Origin of the sequence: Leptothoe sp. LEGE 181152 (genome assembly GCF_032906605.1) — a bacterium.
In the GTDB taxonomy this organism is placed as follows: domain Bacteria; phylum Cyanobacteriota; class Cyanobacteriia; order Phormidesmidales; family Phormidesmidaceae; genus Leptothoe; species Leptothoe turfae.
In genome coordinates, this window is the sequence record NZ_JASATU010000065.1 from 251,100 (window position 1) to 275,852 (window position 24,753).

The following is a 24,753-nucleotide window of genomic DNA, read 5'->3' on the forward strand; positions in this document are numbered from 1 at the left end:
TCGACGAATTGTTATCGAAACGCTATCTAAAGGAAACTTCTTATGGGTATGGATGTTGGTACGAACTCAAATGCTGAGTCTAACTCTGAGGTAGATGCAGTGGATAATACCCCTAACCAAGAAGATAGTTCTCAGCGTGATCGGTTATTGGATGGTGTTGTAGTGAAATCTGTAGACGATATTCAAGGAAATAATAATGGCCTGGAGAATGCTCGTGAGCACAATCCAAATCAAGAACTAGCTGCCCAATTGGAAGAGATTGCGGCGGTTAGTCGTCGTAATACGTCTCCTTCAAACTCGTCTAAGGGTGTGTCAGAACCAATGGCCAATGTGCAAGATCAACAAACTTTATCTTATCGAGGCGTAAAATATCCTTCGGCAGAGGAGCGGTATGCCCCTGAGAATCTTAAAATTTCTCGTGGTAGCGCTCTACTACAATGGTTTTATGACTTACCTGTTAGCAGCAAGCAGCTAATTGGTTTAATCTCCTCAGAGGTTATCTCCGTTATTGGATTGGTTGGGGCAGGCTCACTCCTAATTATTAGCGGTGCCCGTCAGCAGTTATTAAAGCAAGCTGAAGCGGAACTAGCGGTCACGGATATTCAATACAACATTAAAGTCAACCAAATGGGGTTTGGTTTCCGGGGTCAATCCGAAAACACAGCCATTGTGACGCTGGCTGAGGGAGTAGCTAATGGTTCTGATATTAGTGCTAATCAGCGCGCAGTTGTTCGGGAGATTTTGCAGGGAGAAGTTGAGGCTCGCGATATTGAGTATTCTACGCTCATTGGCATAGATGGGAAAATCATTGTCAATGCCCAAACTGATCGCACTGGAGAAGAGTTTGATCCTTATGGGTTAGTTTCCCGTGTTGTTTCTGAGCGCCAGCAGATTAAGGCCAATGGTTTGGTTGAGCAAAGTGAGTTGCAACGCCAGGGAGTTGAGCTAACAACAGATGGAGATAAGGCGCTCATTCGATATGTAGCAACTCCTGTGTTTTCTCAAAACCAGACTGACCAATTAGTTGGGGTATTGATTGCGGGTGATCTCGTTAACGGTAAAACATCGATTGTTGAAGGCATTGTTCAAGCATTTGGAACTGGCTATGGCGCTATCTATTTGAGTGAAGGCTCCGATGATTTTCAATTGGCTTCCTTGGCTAATTTAGATGAAGGGGCCACTGAAATTGAAATTGGTGAAGAAGTTGAAGTTTATGATCAGAACCTGTTAGTAGCTGCATTAGACAGCCAAGGTGAAACGATTTCCCAACGTCTGGTGGAGTCCGAGGGTGATGCCTACGCTATGGCTGCAAAAACCTTGAGTGATATCAACGGTGAGCCGATTGGGATTTTAATCCGTGGGACTTCAGAGGCACGTTTACAGCAGTTAATTAATAGAAGTCTGCAGATTCAATTTTTGATTGCATTATTGGCTATTTTAGCTGATATCTTTTTAGCTCAGTTGTTGGGGCGTTCAATCGCTAGTCCGATTAAGCGTCTACAGCGTGCAACCGAGGCGTTTGCTGAGGGAGATCGTCAGGCAAAAGCCGATGTTTTTGCCAGGGACGAAGTCGGTCAGCTAGCAACTGCTTTTAACGACTTAACGAATACGGTGCTGCGTTCGGAAGGCACTCTACTGGATCAAGCGAGTGTCCAGGCAAGAGCGGCTCAACGGGCTAATCAACTAGCTAGTTTGACGAGTGACTTACGCAAAAATAATATCGATGAGGAGCGTTTGTACAGCATTGCTGTCAATGGTGTTCGTAAGGCGATAGAGACAGATCGAGTGATCTTTTATCGTTTTAATGAAGATTGGAGTGGTGAGATTATTTCTGAGTCCGTTGGCATGGGATGGCCTGCGGCGTTGGGGGCTACTATTAAAGATCCCTGTTTTGCTTCTGGCTATGTTGATCAATACCGTCGCGGTCGTATACAGGCAACCAGTAATATTTTTGAAGCCGGGTTGACTGAGTGTCATTTAGGTCAATTGACGCCATTTAAAGTTAAGGCCAATTTGGTTGCCCCCATTTTGGACAATGGAGAATTGATTGGTTTGTTGGTCGCCCACCAATGTTCGGGGCCCAGAGAGTGGAGTGAGTTGGATATTAGCTTCTTTAAGCAGGCTGCTTTGCAGATCGGTTTATCTATTGAACAAGTTAGTCTGTTCAATCAGAAACAGCAAGCACAGTTAGAGGCAGAGGCACTATCTGAGGAGCGGCGACAGCGCCAAGAGACTCTTCAAATGGAATTACTAGGTCTCTTAGACGATGTTGAAGGCGCTGCTCGTGGTGATTTGACGGTTCGTGCTGATGTTTCAGCTGGAGAGATTGGTACTGTTGCTGACTTCTTTAATGCCATTATTGAGAGTCTGCGACAAATTGTGACTCAGGTTAAAACTTCAGCGGTGCAGGTGAATACATCTTTGGGAGCTAACGAGGTTGCTATGCAAGTGTTGGCTGATGATGCCCTACAGCAGGCAGATCGCACAACGCAGACGCTTGATTCTGTAGAAAATATGACCATGGCCATTACCCAAGCAGCTGATCGGGCCCAGCAAGCGGCCGTTGTGGCTCGTGAAGCCTCCCAGACTGCTGAAGACGGCGGATTAGCTATGGATCTGACGGTACAGAATATTTTGGATCTGAGGACAACCGTCGGTGAAACGGCTAAAAAGGTGAAGCGATTGGGTGAGTCATCGCAGCAGATTTCTAAGGTCGTTTCCTTGATTAACCAGATTGCTACCCAGACCAACTTGCTGGCTATTAATGCGGGTATTGAGGCGGCCCGCGCTGGTGAAGAAGGTCAAGGTTTTGCTGCTGTTGCTGAAGAAGTGGGTGAACTAGCAGCCCGTTCTGCAGCTGCGACTCAGGATATTGAGCGCATTGTAGACAGTATCCAGAGGGAGACTGCTGATGTGGTGGATGCCATTGAAAGCAGTACTTCTCAGGTGGTTGAAGGAACTCGCCGAGTGGATGAGGCGAAGCAGAGCCTGGCGCGTATGATGGAAGTATCTCAGCAAATTGATGCTCTAGTGCAGACAATTTCTGCGGCTACCGTTTCCCAGGTAGAAACAGCAGCCAATGTGTCCACACTAATGCAAGAAATTTCCCAGGTGTCTGAACGTACATCGATTTCTTCCAAAACTGTATCGGAAGCGCTACAACAGACGGTTGCAGTGGCTAAGGAGCTAGAACTTTCTATGGCTGCCTTTAAGGTGGATGATCAGGAGGCTTCAAAAATATCTCAGGAGCAATAACCGGTCGTTATTGAATGGAGGCAGAGCGAATAGTTTGATCGATAGGCAGTCACATAAGGCAGGTATCCAATAGGTGCAGCGTCATGGCGGTTGATAAAGAACTTGAAATTAAGCTTCAGTTCCTGGATGAAGCTGATGAGTATCTACAGACTTTAGATGGAGCCCTGCTGGATTTAGCGCAGAAAGGTGTACTGCGTAACGATATTGACGCAGCATTGCGCTCATCCCACTCGATTAAAGGTGGGGCTGCCATGATGGGGTATGTGCTGCTAAGTGACTTTGCCCATCGCCTTGAGGACTCATTGAAGGTCCTCAAACTGCAGCGCGATGGTTTAGTGATTGATGATGATTTAGAACGATTGCTACTGTCGGCGGTGGACATTTTACGTCGAATCATTGAGTGCGATCGCAACCAGAAACCACCTGACGAAACATGGCTGAACGGTACAGCCATGCCTATTTTTGAGCAGCTTTATGAGATTCTAGGAGAAGCTGATCCTGAAGACGAGAATATTTTATTGTCTTCAGATGAAAATCAGGATATTATTCCTGTTCTGTTTAGCACTGAGGTTGAAGGCTGTCTTAATCGATTGGAAGCGGCTATTTCTAGTCAAACGCCTCGGCTGCGTGAAGAGGTAGACATCCTGGCTCAGGAACTGGGCGGTTTAGGGGAAATGCTACAGCTCTCTGCTTTTTGTGAGCTGTGTATGTCAGTTGGACAGGCTATTAAGATGGCGAGTGATGACCAAGTTATGGAAGTGGCTCAAGCCGCTCTCACGGCCTGGCGACAGTCTCAGACTTGCATCTTAGATGGTCAAGTGGAACAGTTGCCCGTTGCTCTGTCGGGGTTGAGTTTTGAAGTGCCTGTAGTGACAGCTACCTCAGATATCTTTAGTGATGTCGATCTAAACGTCAGCGATCCGTTGGCGATGGACGATCCCATGCTCAATGATGGTCAGGGAGTAGAGGATGATTGGGCCACTATATTGGCTCAGGCGGAAAATGCACCCGTTGACCAGGATATTTTTGCGCAAGCCGCAACAGATAACTCGCAACCTACGGAATTTCTATTTACTGAAGAGATTCAGCCAACAGTACCTATTCAACCTGAAGCAGCAGATCCAGCGGTAGAGTCCGAATTATCAGGAGACGCTGTTCAACCAGTCAGACCGTTTGTGGAATCTGGTTCACCGTCTGTCGAGAAAGAGTCTGCTGCATCGCAGGCTGCATCGCAGACTGCATCGCAGGCTGCAGAATTTCGGTTTTCTAGCAAGTCCGGTAATGAGTCTAAGGTCGCTCCGGATGCACAGCAAGATACGACTGTAAGGGTTTCGGTGCGACAGCTGAATGAACTCAATGATTACTTCGGTGATTTAACAATTGAGCGTCATCGACTTGACAGTGAAGTAAAACGTCTGAGGACGTTGGTGAAACTGTTGCACGAGCGGTTGCGTTCCTTAGAAGAATCGGAAGAGGATCTGCGCGATGTCTACGATAAAACAGCCAGCAATAATCCACCGATGCTACCAGCTGCTGGTAATAATGGTTCTGTTGCCCTGGTCTTGAACCAAGGGGGGGGCAATGGCGTTACAACCCCTGGGTTTGATGCCCTAGAGATGGATCGCTATGATGAGCGACATCTGCCCTTCCGCGACATGATGGAAACCGCTGTCAGGTTGCGAGAAGTTGCTGACGATATTGAAATTAGTGTTGATACAGCCGAGCAATCATCACGCAATTTACAGCGTACTACTCGTCAGCTACAGCGTAATCTCAATCAGCTGCGCATGCGGCCTTTATCAGACATTACCAATCGCTTTCCACGGGCCTTACGTGAGCTGTCGCTAGAGTTTAGTAAGCCTGTGGAACTCAAGGTTGAAGGCGATAAAACTTTAGTTGATCGCAATATTTTAGAGTCCTTAAATGATCCCTTAATGCACATTCTGCGTAATGCCTTTGACCATGGTATTGAGGCTCCGGCAGAACGCCTAGCGGTAGGTAAACCAGAGCAGGGCACCATTACCATTAGTGCCCTACAACGTAGTAGCCGGACGGTGATCACAATTCAGGATGATGGTCGCGGTATTCCCTTAGAGAAAATTCGTGCTCGTGCGAAAGATATGGGATTAGATGAATCCCTATTGGCTACCGCAAGCGAAACTGACCTGTTGTCACTCATTTTTGAGCCTGGATTTAGTACGGCTAGTCAAGTGACTACGCTATCCGGTCGTGGTGTCGGTATGGATGTGGTTCGCAACAATCTTGAAGAGATTCGTGGTGATATTAGCGTAGCGACCAAAGCAGGGCAAGGATCGACGTTTACCATTTCGGTGCCTTATACGCTTTCTGTTACTCGGGTGCTGCTGGCCGAGAGTAATCGTCTCCCCATGGCTATTCCGACCGATAATCTTCAGGAAATCACAGAGGTTGCAGACGACGAAATTTACGACGATGCTGGGCGTGAAATGTTCACCCGTAATGGTGAGCCAATCCGACTGATCCGCATGGCTAAGTGGTTAGCATTTAACTGTGCTCGGCATATTGAAAGTTTGGAAATGAGCGCTAACGTGACGGTGCCGACAGTTTTGGTCTTCCGATATAACGATCAACTATTTGGCTTACAAATTGACCGCTCATGGGGCGATCAAGAGGCGGCGCTGCGTCGGGTGGAAGGGAATGTTCCTATGCCTACAGGATTTAACAACTGCACTATTTTGGGTGATGGACAAGTTGTGCCTTTGCTCAATGCTCCAGAATTTCTCCGTTGGGTGTTGAGTTGTGAAGGGTCCAATATCAAAGAAGCGTCAGTTCTATATGGTAATCCTCTACTCAGTGGCAAGCTGAGTGACCTGCAACCTGATGTAGCCGCCAGTGTGTCTAAACAACCGACAATCATGGTGGTGGATGATTCGGTCAATGTGCGACGGTTGCTGGCCCTTACGTTGGAAAAGCAAGGGTATCGAGTGACTCAGGCTAAGGATGGCCTAGATGCGTTGGAAAAACTCAATGCTGGCTTAGATATCAATGCGATTGTGTGTGATATTGAAATGCCGCGTTTAGATGGATATGGCTTCTTGGCTAAACTGAGGTCCCATAAGCGTTGTTCCCATATTCCAATTACGATGCTGACGTCGCGTACCGGTGATAAACACCGTCAGTTGGCGATGAAGCTGGGGGCCAATGCTTATTTCTCGAAGCCCTATCGTGAACAGCTGTTGCTGGATACTTTGGCAAATGCTGTGTTTAATGCGCCTTTGAATTAGGTTTTGGTGAGACGTTGCATGTAACGTCTGTACATTAGCCAAAAGGCAGTTTATTCCCGTATATTTTAGGATCTATGGAAATGAACGATAGGGTGGGCAACGGGAATGATTTCCATTACCTTAAAGCTGTTTGCGGTATATCAGGATGTTTTGGGGTGTCCTGAAATGACAATGGAGTTGCCTGAGGGGATAACGGTTAGGGAATTGTGCGATCGCATCTGCAATCAATACCCGGATCTAAAAAAATGGCAAGGCCTCACGCGTTTTGCCATTAACCTCAAGTTTGTTGAAGCCGATACTCCCCTCAGCAATGGTGATGAAGTTGTTTTAATTCCACCTGTTAGTGGGGGGTAGTAATGTGAAACAGACGTTGCATGCAACGTCTGTATATTCCAAAGCTAATAGTTACTCGGTAGCGTGTTTTTGCAGGATTTCAAGGGAAACTATTTGTAAGGCAGCTTCATGGGTTGCGGCTAACACCACTTTGGGGGCCACACCGGCATCATGGGCTTCTTTCCAGCGGCTAGCACACAGGCACCAGCGATCGCCGGGTTTGAGGCCAGGAAATTTGTACATGGGCATGGGTGTACTCAGATCATTACCCTGAGCCTTGGTGTAAGTCAAAAACTCTTCTGTGACTTCAGCGCAAACGACATGAGCGCCTAAATCATTCGGTCCCGTATTACAAGTACCGTCACGGTAAAATCCTGTCATCGGACTGGTGCAACATATCTGTAGATTGTCACCCAGAACGTTTTTTATAATCGCCATAGCCTTAGATTTAAATTTCAGCAACAGCTCGCTCAACGAGCCGACGAGTTAGGGTCTGAACACCCGTGTGCTCATAATAGTTGATGGAAATATCTAGAAAGGCACCAAAGTAGTCCATTTTGTCGTCAGCTATATCCACAAATGTTTTGAGATTAGCGACTACACTTTGAGGTGTGATGCCTTTAGATTCAACAAAATTACCCATCCAGCCTTTGACTGACTCAAAGCTCGCACCAATAAATGTGAGCTGGTCAGCTGTTTTAGCGCCAGGCACCGCTTCCTTAATGGCTTTGAACGCTGGATTGTTATCCAAGTCTTTAGGGGTGAGATTTCCTAAAACAGTTTCGGTTTGCTTAATAAAGTTAGGACCCAGGGGAACAAGACCGTCAAAACATACCAGTGCGGCCATCCGGACCAACGATTCACCGCCATAATCTCCCAGTGCTTTAACAAAATCACCCACGCTATCGCCAGGGATGCCGTTTATTTTGCAAAAAGCAACGATTTCAGTCACTAGCTTCATGCACAGATCGATGGTCTGAGCTTTGTCAGCCTTGGGTGTGAGGCGATTGACAATGGACAGAAAGCGGACATTTTCTGTCATTTTATTGGCCAAAGCCGCTTGGCCTAAAGCCCGCCCTGTGGAGTCAATGGTTTGATAGAGCCACATGGCTCTTTGGTATCCTTCAGACTTATCGTTATAGAGCTGAATAGCCCGTGCCCCAATTTGTTCAATTAGAGCCGTGTCACTCTCCCCCGTGACCTGTCGGATAGTATTTTCGAAGCCGACAATGTTCTCCCATTCTCCAGGCAGTACCTTGTCAAGGGAGCGGAGGGCAAAAACCGTGAGATTTTTCTGAGGTAACTCGTTGACTAGCTCATAAATCGACTTGCTCATGTTGATGTCCTTGTATGATGGCGCAGGCGATATTAGTTGACGAGTTCAGCAAGACCATTAAGATCAAACTTTTCTAGCCAAGCTTCCCGATCAGAGGGGGTGAATTCTGTGTCTCGAGAGAGGACTTTTACTTGTAATCGATCAGCTACTAGTAGACTGCTGGCGGTACTGCCAACTTCGACTAGGGGATAGCCTGCAAGGGTGCGATCGCTATTTTGATATTTAAGGGTGGCGCTTGGATTAGAGGCCGTATCTGATACCGATAGCATCGCTAACGTATTGCCATCTTGCTTAAGCTTGGCTTCAGCAAAGCCGTCTTTTTCTTGAGTGTAGACCCGCTCAAATCCATTAGCTGTGGGAAAGAACTTATTGAACTCACCGCCGTTAATAACAGCTTTCTTGTCAACAGCGACTGCGGGGGTTTGCTCTTCAATTTGCTCCCATTTAGCAGTGTCGCTTGGTAAGGATGCCTTAGATTGGGTGAGCTGACAGCCACCCACAACAAGCAGCCCGATGAGCAAAAGAGCACCGATGGCTATGGAAACTTTACGCAACATGAAGTTTAAAGAGTATGGCTATTTATGGGACAGAACCAGGACCAAAAATACAGATAAACTCTACCGCCATTTATAGAACACCAGAGAGTCGGCCAATATTTTGTAAGTATTCGTATCGTTTTAGATGCAATTTTTGACAGCTGGAGGTCCATAATAGGGCGATGATTTAAATCGACGAGCCGTTATGCCCAGGAAACCAAGCGAATTTATTGTCCATCTGCTATTTGATGGCGGCCATCATGAGGAAGTAAGGTTTTCATCGATTCAAGATTTTCAAAAGTGGTATAGCAATGAGCTAATGCCCAAGTCCTCTTCGGACGACTTTATTAAAGTGCCATTGCCAGAGATTAATCCTGGTGAATATATGGTGATTCGTCCCTCTCGACTAGTGGCAATTCGTGTAGAACCACAGTTTAGTTCTAGTGTCGAGCGGTTTTAGGTAGCGGACGGTGATGCTAAGTGGGCGGTGGCTCCGTACGGTTCTGGTCACGACTGTGGTGTGTGCCCCGATGTCGGCAGCGGCAGTGCCGTTAGATTTGGTTAACTGCCATGTCGAGTTTGTCCCGGAACTATGTTTGGGATACGACGCTCAGTTTGGACAGGATCGTAGCCGATTACTTCAAGCTGTTGACTATAGCCTGGATTATTTAGGGACAGAGGCTGCAGTGTCAGCCTACGAAGAGTATCCAGTGTCAAGTATTACTCGGGAACGGGTACAGCGTAGTTTAGTGCGTTTCCGTGAGTTGGTAGCCACTAGTCATTCGGCGCAGCAGCTTCAGCAGGTTGTAAAGCAAGAATTTGACTTTTATCGGTCGATTGGTAGCGATGGTAATGGTCAGGTGGACTTTACCGGTTACTTTGAGCCCACATACAGGGCCAGTGCAGTGCCCGCAGCGGAGTACCGCTATCCCTTGTATGGCCGACCTGCGGATCTAGACACCTGGCCATTGCCCCATCCCACCCGCTCTGATCTGGAAGGAATGGACGGCTTGCAAGGAAAAAAGGGTCCTTTAGCAGGTCTAGAGTTAGTCTGGCTGCAAGATCGTCTGGAAGCGTTTTTGGTGCAGGTGCAGGGGTCAGCCCGACTACAGTTAACCGATGGCTCAGTCATGTCAGTGGGCTACGCTGGCCGTACGGAGTACCCCTACGTGAGCATTGGCAGGGCTTTGATTGATGATGGCATTGTGGCGGAGTCAGAGTTAACTCTGCCGGTGTTGCTTGACTATTTTGAGCAACATCCAGAGGCGCTTGATCGCTACTTGCCCCAGAATGATCGGTTTGTATTTTTCAAGGCGACTGGGGGATCCCCTCCCATGGGTAATCTGAATGTACCTGTGACGGCAGGTCGTTCTATTGCTACAGATAAGACGCTAATGCCGCCGGGGGCTTTGGCTTTGATTAGTTTAGACCTGCCGATGTCCACCACTGCTGATAGATGGCAGTCCATTGCGGTGAATCGCTATGTGCTGGATCAGGATACAGGCGGTGCGATTCGTGGTCCTGGTCGTGTGGATATTTTTGTGGGTACGGGCACTAATGCTGGAGAACAAGCTGGATTGATTAATACGAGTGGGCAGCTATATTACTTGCTGCTGCGTGAGTAGGTGCTGGGCCACTGAAAATAGGTGTGGGAACGTGAATGGAGAGGTTGCGATCGCAAATTTGTTGACGCAAATCATCGTCGTTGAAACTGCCAATAAAACAAGTATTCTGAGCCTTGCGATACTCAATCAGCTGAATCAGACGCCTTTGATTGTCTCGATCTAGATGATTGATGGGCACATCAATCACAATCACGCTGTAATCGATGGCAAAGGTACGAGCCAGATTAACTTGATGTAGTTCAGCTAAGGTCAGGTGCTTAGGTGCTTGGTGCCACAGCCGTCGAGGTAAACCCACCCAATCTAAAACATGTCGACTTTGTCCTTCGGCTTGAACGCGGGAAAGTCCGAGGTTAAGGAATGGCTTGGAGACACAATCCATCACGATGGATTGTGTCCGTAGTGTTTCGCTGCACCCTAGATGGCCGATAGTGCGGGCTTGAATTTCGCCCGTTTGCCGCTGAGATAGTTGGGATAGGTTTAACCATTGTCTCTGGTGATCAACCCAAATGGCCCCAGCATCAATGCGAAAATGACCACTCAGCGTATCGAGTAATAATCTGTTGGCGGACGGTACGTAACTATGTAAGTGAACACATTCTCCGCCTCTGAGGGTGAATGAGATATCCTCTAGGCCTGGAAAGTGTTGTTTAATGGTTTGATCGGCGCTTTTGTAAAGTCTTTCTACCTGTAGCTTGATATTGTTATAGCGAATCTCAAAAGGAGTTTCCATAGGGCTTGGGTGTTTTGAGGGGTGGGAGTTTTGAAATTGTTTAAATTGTTAAATATCGCCCTAGTAAATACTGGGCGAGAGCTTTGTCTCAACCAAGTTTGACTTTGGCGTTAGCTGACAAGCCTGTGCCAAAGCTAAATTTGGCAAAAGCAAAATTGAGACGCTGATTTTAAATGGGGATAACGTTTGACTATGAAAAAACTTGTGAGCTAGGTCGTAAACCTAGAACTCTATTAGCGGTCTATCCAAGAAAGCTGCCAATAATCTCGATGCAGATAGACCTCTACTGGTAGTTAATGTGTAGCACCTGTCTAAGTAGAATACCTAAAAAGTTTGGATTTCAGGGTCAAGCTATGGCGATCTTCTTAAAGCCTTCAAATAAGGTATCCGGACTTCTGTCGTTGTTTTAGGACTTCTGTCGTTGTTTTGATGGATTGGGCCATCGATTTAGGTCAACCCATGTGATTAAGCTGCAGCGGTGATAGTTCACAATGGAGGAACTGGAAATATTGATGTTTCCTTCTATCCTTAGATGTCAGGGATTATGACCTACCCACTCCAACGTTTGTTGACCTACGGTCGTCGCTATCGCCGACGAATTTGGCTGGCCAGTTCAGCCTCAGTTCTCAATAAACTATTTGATTTGGCCCCGCCAGTACTCATTGGTCTAGCGGTGGATGTGGTGGTTAAACAGCAGGATTCACTCATTGCCAACTGGGGTGTGGCGAGCATTCGCGGGCAGTTTGTATGGCTGTCAGTACTAACGGTGATTGTTTGGGCTTTAGAATCAGCGTTTGAATATGCCTATAACTGGCTGTGGCGCAACTTGGCCCAATCGATTCAGCATGATCTGCGGTTAGATGCCTATACCCACCTTCAGTCCTTGGAACTGGCCTTTTTTGAGGAGCGCAGCTCGGGTGGCTTGATGTCTATTCTCAATGACGACATCAATCAGCTGGAGCGATTTCTGGATCGCGGGGCAAACGAAGTCCTGCAGGTGGTGACCACTGTGCTACTGATTGGTGGAGCCTTTTTTGTTATGGCTCCTAAGGTAGCGTGGCTGGCGATGTTGCCCATGCCGTTTATTGTGTGGGGTGCGATCGCATTCCAAAAATATCTGGCCCCCCGCTACGCTGAGGTACGAGAGCGTGTGGGTTTATTGAATGGTCGTCTGGCCAATAACCTAACAGGCATTGCCACTATTAAAAGCTACACAGCTGAGGCCTATGAAAATCAGCGGGTAGCAGCAGATAGCGAAGCCTATCGTCAGAGTAATCGTGGAGCGATCGCACTCAGTTCTGCATTTATTCCCCTGATCCGTATTCTGATTTTGATCGGATTTACGGCCACCCTGCTATATGGAGGTTTAGAAGCAGTGGCTGGCAACCTGGCTGTGGGTACCTATAGTGTGTTGGTATTTCTGACGCAGCGGTTGCTGTGGCCTTTGACTCGTTTAGGCGAAACCCTGGATCAGTATCGGCGTGCCATGGCCTCCATCGAGCGGGTGATGGATTTGCTGGATACGCCTGTGGCTATTCGCCCTGGGGATTATCGGTTGCCCGTTAGTAATGTGCGTGGCGATATTGCATTTAAGGATGTGACCTTTGCTTATCATGATCGCCTGCCGGTGGTAGAACACCTAACTCTGAAAGTGCCTGCCGGTAAAACAACGGCGATTGTCGGTGCGACGGGTTCCGGAAAGAGTACCCTAGTCAAACTTTTGCTGCGCTTTTATGAAATCAGCAATGGGCAGATCATCCTTGATGGTCACGATTTGCGGCAGCTACATCTAGATGATTTACGTCGAGCCATTGGTTTAGTCAGTCAAGATGTGTTTTTATTCCATGGAACGGTGGCTGAGAATATTGCCTATGGCAGCTTTAGCGCAACGTCCGCTGAGATTGAGAAAGCGGCCAAACTAGCTGAAGCCAATGATTTCATTGAGCAGTTGCCCCAAGGGTATGACACCATCGTCGGTGAGCGCGGCCAGAAACTCTCAGGCGGTCAGCGTCAGCGGTTGGCCATTGCCCGTGCGTTGCTAAAAGACCCACCGATTTTAATTTTGGATGAGGCCACATCGGCGGTGGATAACGAAACTGAGGCGGCCATTCAGCGTTCGCTAGAAAAGATCACGTGCGATCGCACCACCATTGCCATTGCCCATCGGTTATCAACGGTACGAAATGCCCACTGTATCTATGTCATGGATCGAGGACAGTTAGCAGAATGGGGAACCCATGAGGAACTCCTAGCTCGTTCTGGCATCTATGCCAATCTATGGCGCGTTCAAATGGGTGAGCGCGTACCGATGTAACGAATAGCACCGCCCTAATTTACCTGATTTCAGTATGTGTAGGCTCAATGTGCATCTAAATCTTTAATTTATAGACTTCCATAAGCCACCTAGAAATTCCGGGCTTGGCTATGCCACTTTGGATAGTGGATTAACGCTAATCGTTCTGTACGCTTGCGTCATCAGTGTTTTCCCCAAACTATCCATGGAACGAAATAGGACTCAATCTAAAGCGGTCACTCGTCGTCCAATGCAACCTCAGCAACGACCCCTTTATTGGTTACCTACAGCATCAGGTATGTTAGCGCTAACCGTTGGGGTCCAAGGCACTGCCAATGCCCTGGGAGAATGGCCAGGGTTTTTAGGGCAGTCCAACACACCGATCAACGAGTTGGGAGAGACAGACAATACCGCTACAGCTGTCGATACAAATGGGACCTCCTCTGTAGAACCTGCTCTGCTCAGGCCAAGGTTTTCTCAAGCGAGTCCACAGGCTCAGCAAGTCCGTCAGGCTGAGGCCCCACCTTCTTTCCCAAAACCTATTACAAATTTGGAAGACTACCGTCGAGATTTGCATCGTCGTTCGAATGCCGTCGAATCTCAGTTATTAGGTTTGCAGCAACTGTTATCCATCCAGGCCTATGGCACAAGTTTTGCTGATCGACTTTTGGTCGAAGATGACGCCTATCAAACTAAAATGCGTCAACTGCAGAGTTTAGAGGCGGAACTACTCCAAGCCGCTATTGCCCAAGCAGATACAGCCACATTCAACCAAATTTATGTGCGTTTGTATAACACTGATCGAGAGCTACGACGGATCGCTCAGATGCAGTTACAACGCCATATTGAACAAGCTCAGACCAATTCAACCCTGGGGTTATGGCAAGAGCCGATGTATGTTCAATCACTGCGATGGTTGATGGAACATACCCATGAGCGTCATCAGCTCCAAGCGCGTCAGCAAACCTTTACTGCCACTATGGTTCAACGGACGCAAATGAGTGCTGAATCTTTTGAAATTCAATCTTAAGACAGGCATCCATGACCACTTGCCAGCCATGATCAATGGCTTGTTGGGCAACACCTACATCATAGATATCTAGCTGGGTCCACAAACATTTCACCTCAGACATTGTCTTGAGTGTCAGGAGTTGTTCCATAAGGTCAGGGAGAAACTCACTACGGCGAAAGACATTCACGATGTCAATGGGGCCAGGAACATCGGCTAGGTGAGCATAGCAACGATGGCCGTCAATCTCTTTAACGGCAGGGTGAATGGGATAGACAACGTAGCCTCGCTGGCGCATGTATTGAGCCACTTGATAGCTGGGGCGTTGGGGTTTAGGAGAGTGACCCACAACAGCGATATACTTCGTTTTGGCCAGAACATGCTTAATGACAGTTGGATCTTTATACAGGGTGTTCATGGCTTGTGACTGTTAATGGATATCGCGAGCTCATGCAAATTGTTTCTCACTATCTACTATTTGACACGGCTGACACTATTGATATCCTAAACATTACTTCAGCGATTCAACAGCAAGTGACCGCAGCTAAGGTGAGTCAGGGCCATGTGGTTATTTTTTCTTGTCATACTACGACAGCCTTAACTGTCAATGAATATGAAGAACGGCTATTAGTGGATATCAAAACCTATTTGCGTAACCTTGCTCCGCCACAGGATCGCTATTTACATAACGATCTGCATTTACGAGATGTGCCCCCTGATGAGCCCATTAATGCTCACTCCCACCTGATGGCGATGACCCTGGGCAATAGTGAAACGGTACCAATTGTGAATGGTCAACTGGCGTTGGGAACCTATCAATCTGTGATGTTGGTGGATTTGGATGGCCCTAGACAGGAGCGCAAGGTCTTAATCCAAATTTGTGGTTTCTAGGGATCTCTTTGAAAAATTCCCGTTTTGTAGAGACGTTCCATGGAACGTCTCTACAAAACGGACGGGGTTCATGAGGGGTTAGGGTATACGAGGATCTTCCTTGTCCGAATGCAGGGTTTGACCCGGGGTGAGATACATAAACTTTGACCCATTAGGTGCGCCAGGCTTATGCCAGATTCCCTTAGGCACCACAAATGTTGAACCAGCTGAGGCAACAACGTGTTGCGGTGTTTCTCCATTCAGCAGCGTCATTTCAAATTCTCCTTCGAGGATGTAGAACCATTCATCCGTGTCTGGATGCATTTCCCAGACCGGTGAAACGCCGGTGATGCTACATGCGCCTACATGGTTGCCGTTAAAGGGTACAACGTCGACAAAAGATCCCTCAGAGTGGGCAGTGAGTTCTGCGTAGACGTTTTTGATTTCCATATTGGGTGGGGAATAGGGAGCGGATGTTTAAGGGGAAAGCATTTGGCTGATGGCTGCTTTTACCCCAAGATTGGAGCGTGACAAATCAGTGATAACACATCAAAATAGTTTATGTGTACTATTTGGGGTGGTCAGATTGTGGGAGTTTCTCCGGCTATGGTTTAAGTCTCATTTTTGGGTGAGTCTTTGAGCAAGCCTTTGAGTTGCATATGGCTGAGTAGCCAGCTAGTCATGGTGGCTCGCCGGGTTAGGCGGGGGACTAGCTGATCAATGCTATAGCCTTTGAAGCCTAGATAGGTTTTAAGTAATTGCTTATTGGGTTTAGGAATTGAGCGTGTGAGTTGCACCGTTGCAGGGCGACTCTCGATAAAGTTGGGCGGTTCAGGAAACTTTTCTCGTAGGGGGTCGATAACGTTACTGGCGTCCCACTCTGTGGTGGCCTCGTCATAGCGATAGCCCAGATAGTGCCAAACTAAGCGATTAACAACATCGTCCTCAAGTTCTTCGTTAAGAATGGCCCAGAGGGTGGTTTCGGTTAAGGGGGGTAACTCGGTCATGACAGGTAGCAATGCAATAGAGCCTTAGGATAACAATCTGTTGACCGGTAAAATTAGCTGGTTTGTGCTAGCGGGTGGTTCCAGTACTTTGGAAGAACGATTGATTTTAGCTGGTTTTGATCGGGATGCGGTTAATCAAGCATTGGCGATATTGCCGATGCCTGAAACGCCTTCATTTTTAAAGGCTGTGCGTCCCAGGTTTGATGTCCATGTATTTGGGCAGGTGGCATCGACGAATGCAACCCTGTGGGCGATGGCTGATGCTAAGGCAGGAACGGTTGCGATCTCACACACCCAAACCGCTGGCAAAGGTCAGCGGGGCAAACAATGGGAGTCTTCATTAGGCGGCGTCTATCTATCGGTGATGTTAGAGCCCGACTGGCCTGCTGACCGAGCGGCCCAACTTACCCTCTGTAGTGCATGGGGCATTGTCAGCCAATTTAGATGGTTAGGCATTCCGGCGCAAATCAAGTGGCCCAACGACATTGTGGTGACTGGTCAAAAGCTGGGGGGGATTTTGAGTGAAAGCAAGCTGGAACGGGGAACTATAGCTCGTGCCGTCATTGGAGTAGGAATTAATGTCTACAATCCAGTCCCGGCTACCGGTGTCACTTGGCGCAAACTCACTACAGTCAAGGATGAAGAGGCTGTTGCCAGCTTGAGTGAGGTGGCTGCGGCTGTGCTGCTAGGTATATGGCGAGGTGTTTTTTATAGGAATCATATAGATGGCAAAAGTTTCACGGATGCTTATCAAAGTCTACTGACCAATCTAAATATGCCTGTAGTTCTGGAAGGAAAGGCGTTAAGGGTAGTTGGTGTTACGGAAGCGGGACACTTAACTTTAAAGTCTTCGTCACAGGTCTCAAGGGACGTTAATCAGACAGTTGATCAACTGGTCTACATCAAACCCGGTGAGCTGTCCCTCGGATACTCCCACACTGATATTGAATAGCAAGCACCCGTATTGGGTGGCGTGACTTCGATTCAGTTTCCTAATAACTTCATTTATTTTGTTCTTCTTACACTAAATTCCTTAATCACTAATCTAAATCGTCACTCGAACTATTTATTTATCTTCCTATGGCTGATTTTTGCCCATCTCCTTCGGCATCGTCTAATTCTGATGCGTCCAATACTGGCTCCAGTAACGTTACGCCTAAGATAATTGTTGCTAACAAACAGCCTGGACAGTTGTGGAAAAAAATCGGCATTGTCGGTTCCGTGGCTGTGATGGGTAGTCAGCCGGTACTGGCTCAAATTGATATGCCTGCGGGTGAGATGGATGCGCCATCTGTTACCGCTGAAGCAACTCCTTTTATGGCTGCTACGCCAGATGCACCGGAAGTGTCTACTTTAGTAGCGCCACCGCTTGTAGTGTCTCCAGAGGCGGCTCCTCCTGAATTTTCCCCCGCTCCTCAGCCCGTGCCATCTATTGCGATAGACGCGATTACATCCCAGGTAGACATTGAGATTACTGCCCCCGTCCCTGAACTGGCCTTGGAGCCAGAATTGCTTGAATCGGAGCCTGCAGTCGAATTAGAAGACGGAAAAACTGCTGATGCTGACGCTACGGTGGCAGGAGCAGAAGAGGCGACTGACACTGATGCTACGGTGGCAGAGGCAGAAGATGTAACAACGGCAGAAGAGACGACTGACGCTAACGCTACGGTGGCAGAAGAAGCAGAGGATGCGACTGACGCTGACGCTACGGTGACGGTAGGCGAGACAATATCTGATGGGGAAAATGTGATCCCTGCCGTGGAAATCGTTACCCCCAGTGACGTTGTCCCTGGAGCCATACCTACGGTAGAAGACTTAGCATCTGAATTTGGGGGTGTCTTCGTTGATCCAACTGAGTACAGCGAAGGGGAGACTCTGGATTCAAATGCGCCTGATGTCGTTGTTTCAGAACGATCGACGGGATGTGAGTATACGGTTGATGCTGAAACTCTCAGTGGCTGTGGCGCTGGCGAAGATACTGCAACGGTTGCTAGTGGGCCTGGAACCACTATTTCCGAAGCTGCCATCAATATCGGCCCGGTGAGTATTAGCCGCTCGGGCGTCCGCTTCTCTGGTGGTGCTACCACTGTTGCAGGGCGTGAGTTTTACAACACGGTTGCAAAGCCACTGGTTGAACTACAGGCGGGTGAATCCTTTATCTTTCCCCTGGCGGCTCCATCTCCCATTACATCGTTGTTTGGCTGGCGTTGGCACCCTATCCACCATACCTATCGCTTCCACAGTGGAACAGACCTCGGAGCTCCTCAAGGCACGCCCATTCTAGCCACTCAATCGGGTCAGGTTTCTGTGGCTGATTATTTAGGAGGGTACGGTCTGACGGTGATTTTGCGGCACAATGACAACACCTTAGAAAGCCGCTATGCACACATGTCTCATATGCTCGTGCAGCCAGGTGAGTGGGTAGAGCAGGGAGAAGTTATTGGACTGGTCGGTTCCACAGGGGATTCCACCGGACCACACTTGCACTTTGAGCTACGTCAGTTGACCCGTGAGGGGTGGTCGGCGATTAACCCTGACGATGTATTGAGATATGCGTTGGCTAACCTCAACAACCGCATGGATGGTCGGCCACTACAGGCGCTCAACATTATTCCTTCAGCTCAGGCAGCTGTAGCTCAGGCGGCTTTGCCCAAGGGAGTCAAAACCGAAACCATGGTCAAGGATGTGCCCCACTTCCGTCCAGCTCAACCCCATGCCCAGTAAAGAGCTCGATAACAACAGGGATGCTTTATTTACCTATCACCGCACTATTCGTTTCCATGAAACGGATGCAGCTGGTGTGGTGTACTTTGCCAATATTTTGACCCTCTGCCACGAGGCCTATGAAGCGGCTCTAGATGATGCGGGCATCAATATTCGAGAGTTTTTCGGGGGGATGGCCTTGGCAGTACCGGTGGTCCATGCTTCTGTAGACTTTCGGCGACCGCTGCACTGTGGTGATGAAGTTGCGATCGCGCTCACACCTCACCGCTTAAACGAAACCACCTTTGAAATTCGCTACTGCCTCAAGGGTGCCGCTGAGAAAACCGTAGCTACCGCCCTTACTCGCCATGTCTGTATTGACAGCACGAGTCGCCAGCGTCATCCCCTGAGCCCCGAACTGGAGCAATGGATGCAGTCAGCCACTCCATCACTACCGAACGATTAACTTTGCCTTGGGCATTGCGGGGCAGCTGTGCAACCCAGTGCCAATGCTTGGGATGTTTGTAGGCGCTGAGCACAGGTTTTAGAGCTGCCTTGAGCTTTTGTGGAGTGGTTTGACTATGGGGTGCTGGGACGCATAATGCTGCCACTGCCTGGCCCCATACCGGGTCGGGCAAACCCACGACGCATATATCCTGTACTAACCCCGTTGCCAATATGGCGGCTTCCACCTCTACAGGAAAGACATTTTCACCACCAGTAATAATTTTCTGACTGTGGCGTCCGACGATGTGTAGGTGGCCTTGCTGATCGATATAGCCAAGATCGTCTGGATAAAACCAACTTTGGTGTGGCGACAACGGTATTGCGGGCCAATAACCCAAGCCCAAAGAGGCTGTCCTTAAAGCTATTCGACCCATGGTGCCTACGGGCTGAGGTTGAAATGATTTCAGTTCGTGGACGGCTAGGGTGACATGGGGCAGGGGTGAGCCGTTACTGCGTACCCCCTGTTGAAAGTCTGTAGGCAATAAGGTGGCTACCTGGGCCGCTGTTTCACTCATGCCATAGGTAAGGGCGATGGGTAACTGAGCTGTTTGTGCAAGTAAAGTAGGCCAAGCGGGAGCCCCGCCTAGCAAAATGGCTCGGAACTGGGAAAGCCAGAGCAGGGTGTTGCCGTTCTTTATCAACCTCTGTAGTTGGGTGGGCACAAGGGAGATAAACCAGGTCTGATTGGGTTGAACTAATCGCTGATCTGCGTCTAAGTCTTTGAATGGCTGGATGATGAGTTGACCGCCGGACAACCATACGCGCATTGCCTGCATGAGACCGCTGACATGGTACAGCGGTAAAACGCAATAACTATTGACCGGTGTTTGGTCAAAATGGGTTAAAAATCCCTGGGCTGCTGTACTGAGAGTTGTCCAGGTATGGATAACAAATTTGATTTTTCCAGACGTTCCTCCGGTGGCAATGAGGATCTGTCCTGGCTCTGGTTGCTGGTTCGATAAATTAAAAGATACAGGAGGAGATTGGCCAAGAATTACATCGGGTTTTAGCTGTGCTGCCACCTGCTGCCATTCCTGTTGCTGCCAGTTAGGATTTGCCAGCACTAGAGCGGCTTTAGCCAGCAGCCCGCTCCAAAGATATGCCAAAAACTGTGCCGGTTCAGCCTCGTTAATCAGCACCACAGCATCCGTTGGAATTTGCCGAATGCGATCGCACCAGGGTTCGTTTAGGGTATTCCAAATATCCCAGGGGCTAGGGCACTCATAACGGGGTGCTCCTAGGTTTCCATTGTTCATTGTTGTCCCTATGTCTGGTAAGTGTTGTCTATTTGCCGGGACTATCCCAATCTTTGCCATAGCTGCTGCCAATTGGTCTGGCTGAGACCATCATTGGTAAACCACTGTTCGGTACCCAACCCCAAGGCTCGGTGGGGAATATCAGGGTAAGCCATGGCCAAGTCGATGGCTAGTCGAATCAAGGCCTGACGACCAACGGCGGTTTCAAATACCGATGAAATCACCAGATCGATCGGATACTTGTGATAGAAATGCTGTAATCGTTGGGGTGAACCCATGATGGCTGCTTTGATCACATAGATGCCATCCCAGCCTTGGTGAAAGTGAGCCTTAAGTTGCTCTAAGCTGGCAATGGATTCATCTAAGGCAATGGGGGTTTGATAGCGATAGCTGAGTCGCATCAGAGTATCAAAGTCTTTAGGGGGCAGGGGTTGTTCTAAAAATTCGATGCGTTGATTATTGCGATCGCACCAATCTAACCACTGTCGTGCTGCCAATTCATTTAGACCCCCATTAGCGTCTAAACGCAGTTTGGCCCCTAATGGCAGCTGACCCAGCAGCTGATCGAGCCAATCTATTTCTTCAGCCACTGAGCCCACACCAATCTTGTACTTAAAGACGCGGTAGCCCTGTCGCCATAGCGTTTGCCACTGTGCTAGCGAAGCTTGACCCCTAGCCAATAGAACCCCACATTGAGCATTGGGTAAGTCGATTGGCCGTAGTTTGCGCTCTAAGCTAGCAAAGACTGACTCCAGACCAAACTGACAGGCAGGTAGTGTGGGCAATAAAGAAGGCACCCTATGGTCCGCTAATTGATTTGGCAGTTGCTGGCAGAAATCTAAAGCCTGCTCAAAGGTTTCAGAGCCAAACCAGGGGAGCGGTGCCACCTCACCAAACCCACTGCGCCCATCTTCGTCGGTCAGTTTAAGAATGAGTCCCTGTCGTACTTGCCATTCTCCATGGTGGGTGCGTACCGGCTGTCGAAACCGACGATTATAGGGACGAAACTCAAACCGGTAGGACATGGTGATAGGTACTGAGTCAATTCAATCGGGAGCCGCTTGACTAGCGTAATTTAAGGGTGATCGGCAGCAACAGTCCCAGGCATACGAGTATTCCACAACAAAACTGGAAACGTATGGCCACGAACTTAGCATTTTGTACCAACTCGGGCTGATTGTGATAGCGCTTCACATGGCGACAAAGTTGAATGGCAAATGGGGCACTGACTAAGGTCAAGATCAGGCTGCTGGGAAACACTTGCAGAAGCATGCCTCCAAGCAAAATCACAAAGATGCTGCCACATAGCCATGGTAAAAGTGTTGCCCCCCCCAGGGTGCCCAGGCGGACAATGGGAGAGCGTTTACCGGCAGCTATATCATCATTGACTTGATGGAAGTGGGAGCAAAATAGCACTAATGTAGTCGTCATGCCAATAACAGCCCCTAATCCCCAACAAGCCAGGGAAAATGTCTGGGCTTGGGAATAGTAAGCCGCGCCTACGCCGAGACCAAAGCTAATAAAACATAAAGGTTCGCCTAATCCTTGATACCCTAACCGGAAAGGAGGTCCCTGGTAGAGATAGCCCAGGGCACAACAAATTAAAATCAGCCCCAGAATGGTCATATCTTGCTGCATGAGAGCAATGGCGCTTACGCCAGTAATCCCTAGGGCCAAACTGAGATTGCCAAGCCAAAAGATTAAAGCTTGGTTTTGGGTCAGGTTTACCAGGGAATGATGTTTATTTTTATCAATGCCAGTGTCGGCGTCGTAAACGTCATTGCTGAGGTTTTCCCAGACTAAAAGCAGTATTGCTGACAGCAGAAAAATGGCCAGGATGCGCCCGTTTAACTGTTCTGTTTCTAGACGCGCCAGTAAGCTACCCACCAAAATGGGAATGATGGCAACGCTGTACATCGGGGGCTTAATGGCGGCAACCCAAAGAGATTTGGGAGCGGCAGGGTTGTCAGAATCTTGAGTGACAGACGCTTGATCAGAGGCTTGACCAACTGTAGGGATGACCATTTGGACGTAATTTCTTTGCAACTATAAAACCCATAGTTAGCATAGCGGTTGGCATGTCAGTCTTATTTCGACCATGAGCGCAAGCGAGTTTCCTGAACATCAGGAAACTGGGAAGAATACACCTGAGGACGGTGACTGGCACCAGGATATGACTTCACGCGCTGTTTTACTGGCACAAGCTCGACAAGGTGACCCAACTGCGATCGCAACCTGGATCAATCAATCTCTTAAAACTCAAAACGTTACTATCCAGGTGCGTCAGAAAGGAGAGTTATATCAAATCCTTGTACAGGCTCCTGAGGCCCCGAATCAAGCGAAAACAGTGCAGTGGTTAACCAGGGGATTAACAAAATTAGAGATTCCCAACCTGAAGCAGGTGGTGATTTGGGGTAAAGCCATTAACGCTCCTAAACCAGCTTGGCAAGAACGTGTTGACTTTGCCTTGTCTGCATCTGACAATTCCACCACCGTTCAAACGCCTGCTGAGGAACCAGCCCTTGACCTCAGCAGCTATTGTTTTACTCGCAATCAAGCTTTACTCACGGGTATATTAGCGGCGCCACCCCAGTCAGTTGCCCAACTAGTCCTTGATTTTGAGACGCTCACCAACCCACAGAAATTAGAGATATTGCCGCTGCTGAATGAGGCCTTTCGAGATAGCCAGCGAGTCACTGTTCAGGCGCTTGAGGAAGCCTCTCAACAATGGTTGCAGCAACTCTCGACCCTGGAAAAAACAAAGCAGCGTAAGCTATCCATCTGGATGAGTCGATACTGTAGGGACCACGGGGCCACCCTTGAGCAATTACGCCCCGTTGCTATACCGGTTGAACCCCCTGGGGAAACTGCTTCAGCAGATTCATCCCCAGGGTTACTACAGGAACCAAAAGAGCTATCCTCAGTACCTGCCAACACCCCCATGGAGCACTCAGCCAATATCCCCCGTAGGGCTGCTGCTGAGGAGGAGGCGTCTTACTTCCGCCCCAAAAAACGCCCAGCGTTTTCTCGAGGCTCATTACCCGCCTGGACAGTGCCAGTGGGATGGTTGGTTTGTATGAGTCTTTTTATTCTGCTGGGCATTAACTCCGCAACCAGGAGCAGTTTTCCCATTTGTGCCAATAGTATGGGAACACCCGAAGCCTGTGAGCTGGCCGTACAATTAGCAGGAGAAGATACCATCGCCAGGGCAATTGACGAATCTGTCCCTGTCACGCCTCTATTGCAAGAGTGGGCGATTAAAGACTGTGTGCAAACAGCAGAACTCCTGGTAACGGCACCCGATCTGTTGCAAGGGGATGGCAAGAAGAACAAGATCATTCCCATTTCTAAAGAGACCCATGAAATTTTCGAAGGGGTGCTGCTAAGTGACATTTCTATACAAAAAATAGTCAATGACCCAGATGGGCAAGACCAAAAAAGTTTCCGGGTGGTGTGTGTCCAATCCACCTATGACCGGACTAAACATGAACCAGATTCTGAGGCTTATATCCACAAACATATTGTTGGCGAACTTGCAGCTAGACCCATTGCCCTCAACTGGCCTGAAGAACCCTACAGTGAAGCTGAGGCCAGGGTGAGCGCGTTGAATAAAACAGCCAGTGTTTACGCTGTTTTTATTCGCTTGGGGGCTTACATGCTCTTTTCTGTAGTGGGGGTTTTCCTCGCTGTTCTTTTCTGTTCCTGCTATACCTGCTACACCTTGGAAGGAATCTATAAAACAGCATTTGTGTTAGGTCTGATAGAAACCGTTATCTTTTATATTCCGTTTTTAGGTGGGTATCTATACGGCATCATTGCGGAAATCATTGCGGTTGGCCTGACCAGCCTTGTGGTTAAAGAGTTTAATGTTGACTGGCGAGATGGATTTGGCGCTCTAGCGATGGGAGCGGCGGTGATTATTTGTACACGGTTGGTTTTGTCCTTTGTACTCTTTGCGGCCATTGCCTATTTTTTCCTGTTAGGCCTTTAACAAAAAGGGCGTATTACTACGGACGCAAAACTAAGCACT

At 48.5% G+C, this 24,753-nt stretch carries 22 protein-coding genes; 12 read left to right on the forward strand and 10 right to left on the reverse strand.

Features of this window, described 5'->3' with window-relative positions:
• Positions 1-42 precede the first annotated feature (42 nt).
• The 3 genes from QGP82_RS30200 to QGP82_RS30210 all read left to right on the forward strand — a co-directional run bounded on the left by QGP82_RS30200 (position 43) and on the right by QGP82_RS30210 (position 6,872).
• A complete protein-coding gene (locus QGP82_RS30200; protein WP_499061857.1) occupies positions 43-3,255 on the forward strand; it encodes a methyl-accepting chemotaxis protein in 3,213 nt (1,070 codons plus the stop codon).
• An 83-nt stretch (positions 3,256-3,338) separates the two neighbouring features.
• Positions 3,339-6,518 carry a hybrid sensor histidine kinase/response regulator gene (locus tag QGP82_RS30205; RefSeq protein ID WP_163699337.1) on the forward strand — a complete coding sequence of 1,060 codons (3,180 nt, stop codon included), beginning with the start codon at positions 3,339-3,341 and terminating at the stop codon, positions 6,516-6,518.
• Positions 6,519-6,623: 105 nt separating this feature from the next.
• On the forward strand, positions 6,624-6,872 hold the full coding sequence (locus tag QGP82_RS30210; protein WP_163699339.1) for a MoaD/ThiS family protein: 249 nt from the start codon (positions 6,624-6,626) through the stop codon (positions 6,870-6,872).
• 51 nt (positions 6,873-6,923) lie between these two features.
• Here QGP82_RS30210 and QGP82_RS30215 read toward each other — a convergent pair whose 3' ends face one another.
• Genes QGP82_RS30215 through QGP82_RS30225 form a run of 3 tightly spaced genes read right to left on the reverse strand, consistent with a single transcriptional unit; the run spans position 6,924 to position 8,744 of the window.
• The gene (locus QGP82_RS30215) at positions 6,924-7,289 is read right to left on the reverse strand and encodes a DUF2237 family protein (protein ID WP_163660728.1); all 366 of its coding nucleotides are present in this window, start codon (positions 7,287-7,289) and stop codon (positions 6,924-6,926) included.
• A 10-nt stretch (positions 7,290-7,299) separates the two neighbouring features.
• Positions 7,300-8,187, reverse strand: a complete 888-nt coding sequence (locus QGP82_RS30220) for a hypothetical protein (RefSeq protein WP_499061858.1) — start codon at positions 8,185-8,187, stop codon at positions 7,300-7,302.
• Positions 8,188-8,219: 32 nt separating this feature from the next.
• Entirely contained in the window at positions 8,220-8,744 is a 525-nt protein-coding gene (locus QGP82_RS30225; RefSeq protein ID WP_499061859.1) for a hypothetical protein, read from the reverse strand.
• Positions 8,745-8,928: 184 nt separating this feature from the next.
• Here QGP82_RS30225 and QGP82_RS30230 point away from each other — a divergent pair, with 184 nt between their 5' ends.
• Entirely contained in the window at positions 8,929-9,183 is a 255-nt protein-coding gene (locus QGP82_RS30230) for a hypothetical protein (protein ID WP_006515131.1), read from the forward strand.
• Between the two features lie 13 nt (positions 9,184-9,196).
• On the forward strand, positions 9,197-10,348 hold the full coding sequence (gene mltA, locus QGP82_RS30235) for a murein transglycosylase A (protein ID WP_499061860.1): 1,152 nt from the start codon (positions 9,197-9,199) through the stop codon (positions 10,346-10,348).
• Here mltA and QGP82_RS30240 read toward each other — a convergent pair.
• A complete protein-coding gene (locus QGP82_RS30240) occupies positions 10,305-11,078 on the reverse strand; it encodes a P-loop NTPase family protein (RefSeq protein ID WP_499061861.1) in 774 nt (257 codons plus the stop codon). The genes mltA and QGP82_RS30240 overlap by 44 nt on opposite strands.
• A 544-nt stretch (positions 11,079-11,622) precedes the next feature.
• Here QGP82_RS30240 and QGP82_RS30245 point away from each other — a divergent pair.
• Positions 11,623-13,392: an ABC transporter ATP-binding protein gene (locus QGP82_RS30245; protein WP_163699343.1), complete on the forward strand. Its 1,770-nt coding sequence runs from the start codon at positions 11,623-11,625 to the stop codon at positions 13,390-13,392.
• A gap of 184 nt (positions 13,393-13,576) precedes the next feature.
• On the forward strand, positions 13,577-14,401 hold the full coding sequence (locus QGP82_RS30250; RefSeq protein ID WP_499061862.1) for a hypothetical protein: 825 nt from the start codon (positions 13,577-13,579) through the stop codon (positions 14,399-14,401).
• On the opposite strand, the gene QGP82_RS30255 is transcribed toward QGP82_RS30250, so the two are convergent.
• Entirely contained in the window at positions 14,349-14,798 is a 450-nt protein-coding gene (locus QGP82_RS30255) for a CoA-binding protein (RefSeq protein WP_163699346.1), read from the reverse strand. The genes QGP82_RS30250 and QGP82_RS30255 overlap by 53 nt on opposite strands.
• Positions 14,799-14,830: 32 nt before the next feature.
• On the opposite strand from QGP82_RS30255, the gene QGP82_RS30260 reads away from it, so the two are divergent.
• Positions 14,831-15,271, forward strand: a complete 441-nt coding sequence (locus QGP82_RS30260; protein ID WP_163660743.1) for a secondary thiamine-phosphate synthase enzyme YjbQ — start codon at positions 14,831-14,833, stop codon at positions 15,269-15,271.
• A gap of 78 nt (positions 15,272-15,349) precedes the next feature.
• Here QGP82_RS30260 and QGP82_RS30265 read toward each other — a convergent pair whose 3' ends face one another.
• Both QGP82_RS30265 and QGP82_RS30270 read right to left on the reverse strand, forming a co-directional pair.
• Positions 15,350-15,700, reverse strand: a complete 351-nt coding sequence (locus QGP82_RS30265) for a cupin domain-containing protein (protein WP_163660745.1) — start codon at positions 15,698-15,700, stop codon at positions 15,350-15,352.
• 161 nt (positions 15,701-15,861) lie between these two features.
• Complete coding sequence (locus QGP82_RS30270; protein ID WP_163660747.1) at positions 15,862-16,257, reverse strand: DUF1823 family protein; 396 nt, start codon at positions 16,255-16,257, stop codon at positions 15,862-15,864.
• A 40-nt stretch (positions 16,258-16,297) separates the two neighbouring features.
• Here QGP82_RS30270 and QGP82_RS30275 point away from each other — a divergent pair, with 40 nt between their 5' ends.
• From QGP82_RS30275 to QGP82_RS30285, 3 genes are all read left to right on the forward strand, one after another.
• On the forward strand, positions 16,298-17,209 hold the full coding sequence (locus QGP82_RS30275; RefSeq protein WP_499061863.1) for a biotin--[acetyl-CoA-carboxylase] ligase: 912 nt from the start codon (positions 16,298-16,300) through the stop codon (positions 17,207-17,209).
• 128 nt (positions 17,210-17,337) lie between these two features.
• Positions 17,338-18,981, forward strand: coding sequence for a M23 family metallopeptidase (locus QGP82_RS30280; RefSeq protein ID WP_499061864.1), 1,644 nt, complete (start codon positions 17,338-17,340; stop codon positions 18,979-18,981).
• Complete coding sequence (locus tag QGP82_RS30285; protein WP_163660751.1) at positions 18,971-19,426, forward strand: acyl-CoA thioesterase; 456 nt, start codon at positions 18,971-18,973, stop codon at positions 19,424-19,426. Before QGP82_RS30280 ends, QGP82_RS30285 begins: the two co-directional genes overlap by 11 nt.
• On the opposite strand, the gene QGP82_RS30290 is transcribed toward QGP82_RS30285, so the two are convergent.
• From QGP82_RS30290 to menA, 3 genes are read right to left on the reverse strand one after another with little or no spacing between them, the layout of a single operon-like run.
• Positions 19,320-20,723, reverse strand: coding sequence for an AMP-binding protein (locus QGP82_RS30290; RefSeq protein WP_163660753.1), 1,404 nt, complete (start codon positions 20,721-20,723; stop codon positions 19,320-19,322). The two genes, QGP82_RS30285 and QGP82_RS30290, sit on opposite strands and share 107 nt — an antisense overlap.
• A 41-nt stretch (positions 20,724-20,764) precedes the next feature.
• On the reverse strand, positions 20,765-21,748 hold the full coding sequence (locus tag QGP82_RS30295) for an o-succinylbenzoate synthase (RefSeq protein WP_499061865.1): 984 nt from the start codon (positions 21,746-21,748) through the stop codon (positions 20,765-20,767).
• A gap of 40 nt (positions 21,749-21,788) precedes the next feature.
• A complete protein-coding gene (gene menA, locus QGP82_RS30300) occupies positions 21,789-22,748 on the reverse strand; it encodes a 2-carboxy-1,4-naphthoquinone phytyltransferase (protein ID WP_284681681.1) in 960 nt (319 codons plus the stop codon).
• A 73-nt stretch (positions 22,749-22,821) separates the two neighbouring features.
• Here menA and QGP82_RS30305 point away from each other — a divergent pair, with 73 nt between their 5' ends.
• Positions 22,822-24,714 (forward strand): hypothetical protein, encoded by a 1,893-nt coding sequence (locus tag QGP82_RS30305; RefSeq protein WP_499061867.1) that lies wholly within the window; start codon positions 22,822-22,824, stop codon positions 24,712-24,714.
• Positions 24,715-24,753 lie beyond the last annotated feature (39 nt).